8 protein-coding genes and 2 pseudogenes are annotated in these 8,210 nt (G+C 68.5%); 1 reads left to right on the top strand and 9 read right to left on the bottom strand.

Annotated elements, in window-relative coordinates; all coding sequences use genetic code 11:
- From ACFWJ8_RS16180 to ACFWJ8_RS16140, 9 genes and pseudogenes are all read right to left on the bottom strand, one after another.
- Positions 1 to 131 (bottom strand): annotated as a pseudogene (locus tag ACFWJ8_RS16180) (2-oxo-hepta-3-ene-1,7-dioate hydratase); the annotation flags it as partial.
- A 12-nt stretch (positions 132 to 143) separates the two neighbouring features.
- A pseudogene (locus ACFWJ8_RS16175) lies at positions 144 to 824 on the bottom strand (hypothetical protein); the annotation flags it as partial.
- 2 nt (positions 825 to 826) lie between these two features.
- Positions 827 to 1,228 carry a RidA family protein gene (locus ACFWJ8_RS16170; protein ID WP_378813440.1) on the bottom strand — a complete coding sequence of 134 codons (402 nt, stop codon included), beginning with the start codon at positions 1,226 to 1,228 and terminating at the stop codon, positions 827 to 829.
- Positions 1,225 to 1,902 carry a GntR family transcriptional regulator gene (locus ACFWJ8_RS16165; protein ID WP_378813438.1) on the bottom strand — a complete coding sequence of 226 codons (678 nt, stop codon included), beginning with the start codon at positions 1,900 to 1,902 and terminating at the stop codon, positions 1,225 to 1,227. The genes ACFWJ8_RS16170 and ACFWJ8_RS16165 overlap by 4 nt, the downstream gene beginning before the upstream one ends.
- On the bottom strand, positions 1,899 to 3,212 hold the full coding sequence (locus tag ACFWJ8_RS16160) for a DUF3500 domain-containing protein (RefSeq protein WP_378813436.1): 1,314 nt from the start codon (positions 3,210 to 3,212) through the stop codon (positions 1,899 to 1,901). Before ACFWJ8_RS16160 ends, ACFWJ8_RS16165 begins: the two co-directional genes overlap by 4 nt.
- Positions 3,213 to 3,221: 9 nt before the next feature.
- Positions 3,222 to 4,271 carry an amidohydrolase family protein gene (locus ACFWJ8_RS16155; RefSeq protein WP_378813434.1) on the bottom strand — a complete coding sequence of 350 codons (1,050 nt, stop codon included), beginning with the start codon at positions 4,269 to 4,271 and terminating at the stop codon, positions 3,222 to 3,224.
- Between the two features lie 38 nt (positions 4,272 to 4,309).
- Positions 4,310 to 5,164, bottom strand: coding sequence for a fumarylacetoacetate hydrolase family protein (locus tag ACFWJ8_RS16150; RefSeq protein WP_378813432.1), 855 nt, complete (start codon positions 5,162 to 5,164; stop codon positions 4,310 to 4,312).
- The gene (locus ACFWJ8_RS16145; RefSeq protein WP_378813430.1) at positions 5,161 to 5,622 is read right to left on the bottom strand and encodes a nuclear transport factor 2 family protein; all 462 of its coding nucleotides are present in this window, start codon (positions 5,620 to 5,622) and stop codon (positions 5,161 to 5,163) included. The genes ACFWJ8_RS16150 and ACFWJ8_RS16145 overlap by 4 nt, the downstream gene beginning before the upstream one ends.
- Positions 5,619 to 6,893: an FAD-dependent monooxygenase gene (locus ACFWJ8_RS16140; RefSeq protein WP_378813428.1), complete on the bottom strand. Its 1,275-nt coding sequence runs from the start codon at positions 6,891 to 6,893 to the stop codon at positions 5,619 to 5,621. Before ACFWJ8_RS16140 ends, ACFWJ8_RS16145 begins: the two co-directional genes overlap by 4 nt.
- Positions 6,894 to 7,139: 246 nt before the next feature.
- Between ACFWJ8_RS16140 and ACFWJ8_RS16135 the strand changes: the two genes are divergently transcribed.
- Positions 7,140 to 8,168: an ABC transporter permease gene (locus ACFWJ8_RS16135; RefSeq protein ID WP_378813426.1), complete on the top strand. Its 1,029-nt coding sequence runs from the start codon at positions 7,140 to 7,142 to the stop codon at positions 8,166 to 8,168.
- Positions 8,169 to 8,210: the final 42 nt, after the last annotated feature.

Raw genomic sequence — 8,210 nt, 5'->3', positions numbered from 1 at the left:
CCCTGGATCGCGTACGAGTCCTCGACGGTCGCGTCGGGGTAGCGGGCGGTGATCCGCGGGATCACGCCGTGCGTGCGGTCGGCCTCGGCCAGCTCAGCCGCGATCGTCGCGATGACCTCAGTGGGCAGCATCCACTCATCTCCTCAGCGGGCGTCGAACCGGGCGCGCCATTGCGCGTTCATCGGGAACAGGCCGTCGAGCGCGTGGCCCTCGGCGACGCGGGCCGCGACCCACTCGTCCTCGGCCTCCTGTGCGAGACAGGCGTCGGCCACCTCGCCGGCGAGGGCCGGCGGGATCACGATCACGCCGTCGTCGTCGCCCACGATGACATCGCCCGGCTGCACGGTGGCGCCGCCGCAGGCGATCGTCACGTCGTGCTCCCAGGGCACATGACGGCGTCCGAGCACCGCGGGGTGCCCCCCTCGCGAGAACACGGGCAGGTCGATCGCCGCGACCGTCGCATGGTCGCGCACACCCCCGTCGGTGACGATCCCTGCCGCGCCACGTGACCGGGCGCGCAGCGCGAGGATGTCGCCGAGAGTCCCGGAAGACGCGTCACCGCGGGCCTCGATCACGATCACCTCGCCCGGCTCGACGGCGTCGAACGCGCGCTTCTGCGCGTTGTGGCCGCCGCCGTGCGTAGCGAACAGGTCTTCGCGCAAGGGCACGAACCGGAGTGTTCTGGCCGTGCCGACGATCTTCGCGCCGGGGGTGTCGGTGCGGAGGCCATCGAGGAAGACCTGATGGATGCCGCGCAGCCGCAGCTGCTGCGACAGCCCCGCGACGGGGCTCGCGGTGAGCTTCGCGCGAAGCTCGGGAGTGAGTGTCATGCGTCTCCTTGCGAGGGGGTGAGCCAGGCGACCAGGTCGACGTGGATCCGCGCACCGCCGTCGAGGGACGCTGCGAGCACCTGGCGCGCGGGCAGGGTGGTGGGGTCCGCGAACATCTCGGTCCAGGCGCGGTTGAGCGCGGCGCGGTCGCGGTAGTCGACGAGGTGCACCGTGAGCTTGACGATGTCGTCGGTCGTGCCGCCGGCGGAGGCCATGACAGCACGCACCAGGGCGAACACGTTCGCGACCTGGGCTTCGAGCGTGTCGGGCATCGTGCCGGTGACCGGATCCTTCCCGGTCAGCGCGCCCGACATCAGGAGCGGGCCCACCCGGCTCGCCGCCGGCACCGGATTGGCGTGGGCGAACGAGTCGAGGTGGATCGCTCGGCGCCCGTTCATCGCACGGCCCCCGAATCGGCGGGCGCCTTGGCGTCGTAGGCCGCGACGGCCTCGAGCGTGTTGAGCTCGTGGCGGCGGGCGGCGGTCTCCAGATCGTCCCCCCGCGCGCCGGCGCGGATGAGGCCGAGCAGGGCGGCATGCTCGTCGACGGACTCCTTGGCCCGCCCCGGCGCGTGCCAGTACACCGAGCGCCGGATCAGGTCCATCCGCATCCACTCGGACCGGACGAGGCCGAGCAGATGCTCGTCGTCGCACCGCGAGCACAGCACATCGTGGAACTCGTGGTTCAGCCGCCCGAACCGCTGCAGGTCGAAGTCCGCGAGCGCCTGCGTCATCTGCGCATTGAGGTTCTCGGCGTGAGCGAGGTCGTGCGCGGTGAGGTGCTCGGACGAGAGGGCCGTCGCAAGGCCCTCGAGTCGTGCGAGAAGCCGGATCGTCCGCATCCACTCGCCACGGTCGAACCGCCGCACCACGGCCCCCGAATTCGGCACGATCTCGACCCACCCCTCCGCCTCCAGCCGTCGCAGCGCCTCCCGCCAGGGCACGGAGCTGATGCCGTGCTCGCGGCCGAGCTGATCGATGACGAGCCGGTGGCCGGGCGAGAAGGTGCCGTCCGCGATGCTCGACTTCAGGATCTCGTATGCCTGCTCGGACTTGGTGGGATGCTTCGTCACTCGCCGGCCCGTCGGTCGTTCCACTGGGCGATCAGGGCCTTGCCGTAGTCGTTGCCGTTCGGGGCGCGCAGCGTCGTGTGGACGTGGAACCGCGCGGGCAGCCGGTTGCTGAGCCAGACCCCGGCGTGGTGGTCGAGCTCGGCGAGGATCACCGGCGAGTGGATGCGCAGGTAGAAGGGCGTCGAGCCGTCGGTCGCCCCGTACCACGACACGTGGGTGTGCTCGAGGTGCGCGTCGAACTCCGCGAGCGCAACGGCGCGCTGGTCGTCGCGGTAGAGCACGAGGACGTCCGCGACCAGGCGTCGCAGGGTCGCCTGCTGGCCGTCGTCGAGCGCGACCGCGCTGATGCCCTCATACGGGACGACGCGGTTGTCGCGGAACGCCCCCGCCACGTGCCGCTCGTCGGCGGGGTGCACGCGGTCCGGAGGCATGGCGGGGTCGAGCACCGAGTCGTACACGACCGCCGCCGCGCGCTGCGCGGGGGTGAACGACGAGGCGAGGTCGATCGCGAGCGCCTCGCGGGTCGCGAACAGCGGTGCCCGCCCGTCTGTCACGGCCGGCTCGCCACCCAGGAACACCGGGGCGATCACGTGACGACCGGCCACGGTGACGAAGTTGAGCGCCACGTGATGCCCGTACAGCTGCCAGCCCCACGGCTCGGCGGTCGAGGGTGCGCCGAAGACCGTGAACCAGTAGCTGCGGTCGTTCATGACCTGCGGCAGCCCGACGAGGTCGCCGAGGAAGCCGTTGAGCCCCATCGCCTCGTCGACCATCTCCCAGCCCCGCGGGCTGAGCGAGGATCGCACGATGTCGAGCAGCGCCTCGGCCTGGGCCTCGTTCACATCTTCCAGACGCACGCCGTTGCGATGGAACACGAACTCGGGGTTGCTCCAGCCGCGCCAGTCCGGGGAGTCCATCGGCCGCAGGATCGCGGCGAGCTGGTCGTCCCACAGCGTCGCGAGGGCGCGTTCGGCCACCTCGACGAGGGACGCGTCGGCCTCGCCCGCTGTCGACGGGGGCAGGCGGTACAGGCCGGGCTGCGGCATCCCGTCGACCGTCACGCCGACGAAGTCCTCGGCGAACAGGGCGTCCCACTGCTCGAGCAGGTCGCGCAGGAACGGCGCGTTCTTGCGGTCCGCGGTGAACCGCTCGTAGGTCATGCCGCGGGATGCCGCGACGATCGGATCGTCGAGATCGTAGAGGTGATCTCGGAACGAGTCGCCGGCGAGCTCGATCGCCCCCGCGCGCCCCGACGTACGGTCGTTCGAGAAGAAGCCGTCGATGTCGTTGCGGTCGGACTGATGTGACATGGCGACGCGTCAGATCGGCAGGTTGAAGAGGCGCTTCGCGTTGCCCGACAGCACGAGTTCGCGGTCGGCGTCGCTGATGTCGAGCTCGTTCTTGACGAACTCGACGCCCTGGCCCATCCAGCTGTAGAACACCGGGAACGACGAGCCGAACAGGTAGTGGTCGGCGCCGCTCACCGTCAGCGCCGCCTCGACCTGCGCCTTGCCCCACGAGTGCGGGTGCGTCATGTCGAAGAAGATGTTCTGGTCGAGGTAGCGCTTGATCTTGTCGCCCTCGGACGAGTCGAGGCGGTTCATGGCCTCCTTCTTGACCGGGGCATGCGGGGTGAGCAGCTCGGCGTTCGCGAACCAGTTGCCGCCGAACATCGTGTGGATGAACTTCAGCCCCGGCATCCGGTCGAACATGCCGCTGAAGAGCTCGCGGCCGACAGCGGTGCCCTGGTCGAGGATGCGCCCGAACTCGCGGCGCAGGTTGGTGTAGTCGACGATGGACTGGTATTCGACCGGCAGAGGCGTGTGGTGCACGATGACCGGGATGTCGAGCTTCTCGATCACCTTGAGGTAGGGCTCGAACACCGGGTCGTCGAGATAGAGCCGACCGTAGTGGCAGGCGACCTGGACGCCGACGGCGCCGAGGTCGCCCACGCACCGCTCCAGCTCGTAGATGTTCTCCTTGCCGCCCCACGGGGGCACGCACGCGGTGGTGAACAGCCGGCCGCCGGAGCGCTGCGCGATGTCGTAGGCATTGTCGTTGACGGCCTTGCAGGTCTCCAGCCCGAGCCATTCCTGCCACACTGGCACCCGCATGATGCCGTAGTCGACGCCGGCCTCGTCCATGGCCGCGAGCTTGGCCTCGGCGGAGTAGTCGCCCTCGACGTAGTTGAGGTTCGGGTGGCCCGCCGGCTTCTCGAGCACGAGCTGCTTCTTGCCGCTGTCCATCGTGATGACGGAGGCGATCTCTCCGAAGCCGCGCGGCGCGCTGTCGAGGAAGCCGTTCAGGATCTTCTCGTTCGTGAAGAGGTCTTCGGGCAGGTGGTGGATGTTGATGTCGACGACGGTCATGTCGTTCTCTTTCTCTTCGTCGAGTTCTGCGGCGCAGTTCAAGGTTCGGGGATGACGCGGTTCTCGAGGGCGCCGAGGCCCTCGATCTCGGCCCGCACCACGTCGCCCGGCTTCAGCCAGTTCCGCGTGGGCGCCGCGATTCCGGCGGGGGTCCCGGTGGCGAGGATGTCGCCCGGGAGGAGCGTGAACACCTGTGACAGGTAGGCGATCTGATCGTAGATGTCGTAGATCATGTCGTCGGTGCGCCAGTCCTGACGCACCTCGCCGTTCACGGTGAGCGTCATGCGCAGGTCCAGCGGATCGGCGATCTCGTCGTCGGTGGTCAGCCACGGGCCGATCGGGCCGTGCGTGTCGAACGACTTGCCGAGCGTGAACGTGGGGGACCGCTGCTGCAGCCAGTCGCGAACCGACACATCGTTGGCGACGAGGTAGCCGGCGATGTACGAGCGGGCGTCCTCGCGCGACACGTTCTTCGCCAGGCGTCCGATCACCACTCCCAGCTCGATCTCGTAGTCGAGCTGCTCCGAGACGCGCGGCCGGACGATGTCGTCGTGCGGTCCCACGATGCACGAGACCTGCTTGTTGAACCACAGCTGGCTGGTGGGGATCGGGATGCCGGCGGCCGCGGCCTCCTGGGCGTGCTCGGCGTAGTTCATGCCGATGCCGAGGTATTTCTGCGGCGCGTCGACGGGTGCTTCGAGCACCACGTCGGCGAGAGCATGGGATGCCCCGTCCGCCGCGTCGATGGCGGGTCGCAGCGCGGCGAGGTCGGGGAGGATCTCGCGCAGCGACGTGCCGATGCCGGCCACGCCGGCGAGGTCGACCACACGGTCGCCGTCGACCCTGCCGAGCCGGACTGGCCCGCCGTTCACACGGAATCGGGCGAGTTTCATGCGGACTCCTCAGGTGTGGGGCGCTGCGCGGCGAGTTCGGAGGGGAGCTTGCCCCACACCTCCTCGCCGAGCGGCGTGAGCTGGAAGTTGACGAAGCGCCAGCCGTCCGCGCTGAGGCGGGCGACCTGGGTCACGACACCGCGCTGCTCGCGCGGCGACCCGTCGGGGTTGCGGAGGATGTTCGAGATCGGCCCGACCATGATCGCGACGTCGCCGAGCACGCGGATGTCGAGATCGCCCCGTGTGATGTCGACATAGGCGCGGCGGGTGCCGACGTGCTCCAGGAGCTTCGCCTTGTCGTGCACGAGGCCGGGTGCGTGGATGTGGACGAGCGCCGGGTCGAAGATCTCGTCGAGCGTCGCCAGATCGCCGTCGACGAGCGCGCGGCGTCGTCGCGACTCCAGGTCGAGAAGTGCGGCGCGGGTCTGCTCGTCGGGGCCGAGCGCCTCGACGCTCACGCGCCCACCCGCTCCCACGTGCGGAACCCCGTCGCCTCTCCGGCGTCGTGCCCGGGGCGGGGCGACCCGACCAGCGCGTGATACCGGCTGAAGATCTCGTCGGCCTCGGCGAGCGGCAGCACCTGCTCGATGTCGTCGAACGGGCGGTGGTCGGTGCGCTCGGCGACGATGCGGCGGATAACCTCGTATCCCTCGCCCTGCATGTTCACCGCGATGCGGTTCACGATCTCGCGGCGGATGCCGTCATACGCGACGAACGCGGCGTGCGGGTCGTCGGGATGCGTCGCGAGCTGCTCGACGAGGACACGCGCGTCGATCATCGCCTGGGTGATGCCGTTGCCGCCACGGGGGAACATCGCGTGGGCGGCATCCCCGAGCAGCACGACCCTCCCATCGACCCAGCCGTCCAGCGGTTCGTGGCGGATGAGGGGGAAGAGGTAGACCTCGCGGGCGTCGCGCATGAGCTGCTGCACGTCGAGGAACGGGATCTTGACGTCGTCGTACAGGGGGATCACGTCGGTGATGTCGCCGATCTGGTTCCAGTCCTCGATGGTCTCTTCGCCGTTGGTCTCGACGACCCAGTTGATGAGATCGAGTCCGGTGCCCTCGAAGTCCTGGGCGATCGGGTAGACGATCATCGACGAGACGGCCGGATCGCCGATGTGGAGGATGGTGTGGCCACCGCGGAACGGCTCGCGCAGCGTCGTCCCGCGCCACATCGTGATGCCTGAGAAGTACGGCTCGGCCTGGTCGGGATGCATCTGCCTGCGGACGGCGGACTTGATGCCGTCGGCGGCGATCACGGCGTCGTGCCGTACCTCTTCGCGACGTCCGTCGCGGTGCTCGATGTCGAGCGTCACGCCGTCCGCATCCTGCCGATACCCGGTGACGCGGGCCCCGAGGACGACCGCGTCACGGCCGAGGCGCTCGAGGACCTCGTCGTAGAAGAGCATCTGGAGGGTGCCGCGGTGCACGAACCGCTGCTCGTGCAGGTAGCCCATGTGCACGCCGCACTTCTCGGCGTAGATCTCCTGCCCGAAGCCGTTGAAGAAGATCGAGTCCTCGGCGTCGACCGAGACCGCGCGGAACTTGTCGAGCAGGCCCAGGTCGTCGAGTTCGGCGGTGCCCACCGTCTTGATGTCGACGCCCACGCCGAGCGGCCGCAGCTCTGCGACCGACTCGTACAGGGTCGGGGTGATTCCGCGCTGGTGCAGACGCAGAGCGGTGAGCAACCCGGCCGGGCCGGCGCCGACGATGGCGATGTCAGACATGGAGCCTCTTCCTCGAGGGGTGAACGGTGCGATCGTACATGATTTACAGACGGATCACACACGATCCTTCACATGATCCTGATCTCGCATCGAGAACTTCTGCCGCAAAAATGCCGTTTGATCGGCATTAATCAAGCGAGAGGGGATCTACTCGGAAAATCGAGGTTGGACGATCGTGTGCGATCTGCATATGATTTCACACACGATCGTGGCTGATCGTCCGATTGCGTACAAGGGAGTGACCGCATGACCGAGACCTCGACCGTCGAGGCCCCCGACGATTACACCGGGCTGGTGCAGACGCCGGCCAGGCACGGCCGCGGGCTGTCGTTCGGCTGGTTCAGCACCCGGTTCGCGGTGATCGGCGTCTGGGCGCTGCTGATCCTGCTCTTCGGGGTGCTGCGCCCGTCCACATTCCTCACGGCAGGCGCCTGGCACTCGATCTTCGGCGGACCCAATCAGACCGCGCTGATCTTCCTGTGCGCCGCCTTGCTCTGCACGATCATCGTCGGCGAGTTCGTCGACATGTCGGTCGCGAACAACTTCGGGTTCGCGGCGATCATCCTGGCGTGGCTCAACACCGAGTTCCACCTCAATGCGTTCGTGGCGGCCATCGTGGCCGTCGCAGCCTCCACCGCCGTCGGTGCTCTGAACGGCTGGCTCGTCGTCAAGATGGGCGTGAACACGATCGTCGTGACGCTCGGCATGGGCACGTTCCTGTTCGGCCTGTCGCTGTGGATGGCCGACCTTCAGCCGATCACCGGTGTCGCGAAGTACATCTCGGTCATCTCGAGCTTCGAGATCGCCGGCATGCCGGTCGCCTTCTACCTGGGCGTCATCCTCATGCTCGGGTTCGCGTACATCCTGTGGTTCACCCCTCTCGGCCGGAACATGCGCTTCGTCGGCGAGAACCGCGAGGTCAGCCGCCTCGCCGGCGTGCGGGTGACCGCGATCCGCTTCGGAGCCTTCACCTTCGGCGGCATGATCGCGGGCATCGGCGGAGTGATCGCGACCGCCGGCATCGGCGGTTTCGACCCGAACGTCTCGAACGCCTACCTGCTTCCGATGTTCGCGGCCACGTTCCTCGGCACGGCGATCCTCGAACCCGGCCGGTTCAACCCGCTCGGCACGCTGATCGCGATCTTCTTCCTCGGCACGGGAGTGCTCGGCCTCCAGCTGCTCGGCGCGACCAGCTGGGTGACCAACGTCTTCTACGGCGGCGTGCTCGTCATCGCCGTCACCATCACCACCGTCCTGCACCGCCGGGCGACCTGACCTCTTCCCCACCCATCCCTGCAATCCATGCCAATGACGGCT

It is taken from the genome of Microbacterium sp. NPDC058389, assembly GCF_042722305.1.
Lineage (GTDB): Bacteria > Actinomycetota > Actinomycetes > Actinomycetales > Microbacteriaceae > Microbacterium.
The sequence above is the reverse complement of the archived record's forward strand: the minus strand, read 5'-3'. Positions and strand labels throughout refer to the sequence as shown.

Excerpts from the sequence above, each read along its gene's own strand:
- ACFWJ8_RS16135 (WP_378813426.1), top strand. The coding sequence starts at position 7,140 with ATGACCGAGACCTCGACCGTCGAGGCCCCCGACGATTACACCGGGCTG.
- ACFWJ8_RS16150 (WP_378813432.1), bottom strand. The coding sequence starts at position 5,164 with ATGAAACTCGCCCGATTCCGTGTGAACGGCGGGCCAGTCCGGCTCGGC.
- ACFWJ8_RS16140 (WP_378813428.1), bottom strand. The coding sequence starts at position 6,893 with ATGTCTGACATCGCCATCGTCGGCGCCGGCCCGGCCGGGTTGCTCACC.
- ACFWJ8_RS16170 (WP_378813440.1), bottom strand. The coding sequence starts at position 1,228 with ATGAACGGGCGCCGAGCGATCCACCTCGACTCGTTCGCCCACGCCAAT.
- ACFWJ8_RS16155 (WP_378813434.1), bottom strand. The coding sequence starts at position 4,271 with ATGACCGTCGTCGACATCAACATCCACCACCTGCCCGAAGACCTCTTC.
- ACFWJ8_RS16160 (WP_378813436.1), bottom strand. The coding sequence starts at position 3,212 with ATGTCACATCAGTCCGACCGCAACGACATCGACGGCTTCTTCTCGAAC.